Consider the following 1054-nt stretch of genomic DNA (forward strand, 5'->3'; position numbering starts at 1 on the left):
GCACCGACCCCGTCGGGGTCGGTGCCGGGTTCGATCCGCAGCAGCAGCGTGCGGGCGGCCGGAACCACGTCGGTGACGCCGGGAATCGGCCGCGCCCGGAGCGCGGCGCGCAGCGCGATCACCTCGGCGAGGTCGGCGACCTCCACGAGCACACCGCTGTCCGCGCACGTCAGGACACGCACGGCGCCTCCTCGGCGGGGGCCGGGAGCCCCCTCCTCCCAGCAGGGGTCACGCGGCCTCCCCGGTGAACGGCGCGAGGGTGACGCCCTCGGCGCGCAGCCGGTCGGCCACGACCCGGGCGATGTCCACCGCGCCGGGGCTGTCGCCGTGCACGCACAGGGAGTCGGCCTCGATGACGATCCGGGTGCCGTCCACGGCCTCGACCGGCTCGCCGTGGGCGATGCGCAGGCAGCGCTCGGCGATGGCGGCCGGGTCGTGCAGGACGGCGCCGGGCTCGCGGCGCGAGACCAGCGTGCCCTCCGGGGTGTAGGCGCGGTCGGCGAAGGCCTCGCGGTGCGTGGGCAGCCCGGCCTCCTCGGCCAGGCGCAGGAACTGCGATCCGGGCAGGCCCAGCACGGGCATGGCGGGGTCGAACTCGCGCACCGCGGCGACCACGGCGGCGGCCTGCTTCTCGTGGTGCACGATCGTGTTGTAGAGGGCACCGTGCGGTTTGACGTAGCGGATCCGGTCCCCGGCCAGGCGGGTGAACGCCGACAGCGCCCCCATCTGGTAGACCACCTCGTCGGTCAGCTCGGCGGGCGGCACGTCGAGGAAGCGGCGGCCGAACCCGGCGAGGTCGCGGTAGCCCACGTGCGCGCCGACGGCCACTCCCCCGGCGGCGGCGTCGAGCGTGGTGCGCCGCAGCACGGACGGGTCACCGGCGTGGAAGCCGCAGGCGACGTTGGCGCTGGTCACGATGGACAGCAGTGCCTTGTCGTCGCCGAGTTCCCAGCGGCCGAAGCTCTCGCCGAGGTCGGAGTTGAGGTCGATGCGCAACGTCGGTGCTCCTCGTTCTTTCGTGTTGCCCCTTGCGGGGTTCCCCTACCCCGCCCGG

Annotated in this window: 2 protein-coding genes; both read right to left on the reverse strand. The window is 75.0% G+C overall.

Translation table 11 applies throughout. From position 1 onward, the window contains the following. The coding region (locus DQW06_RS22255; protein WP_157983555.1) for a carboxyltransferase domain-containing protein at window positions 1-182 on the reverse strand (182 nt) is incomplete at its 3' end. A gap of 46 nt (window positions 183-228) precedes the next feature. Then, window positions 229-996, reverse strand: coding sequence for a LamB/YcsF family protein (locus DQW06_RS22260; RefSeq protein ID WP_117199241.1), 768 nt, complete (start codon window positions 994-996; stop codon window positions 229-231). Between the last annotated feature and the right edge of the window lie 58 nt (window positions 997-1054).

Origin of the sequence: Nocardiopsis sp. TNDT3, from assembly GCF_003427465.1 — a bacterium.
Taxonomy (GTDB): domain Bacteria; phylum Actinomycetota; class Actinomycetes; order Streptosporangiales; family Streptosporangiaceae; genus Nocardiopsis; species Nocardiopsis dassonvillei.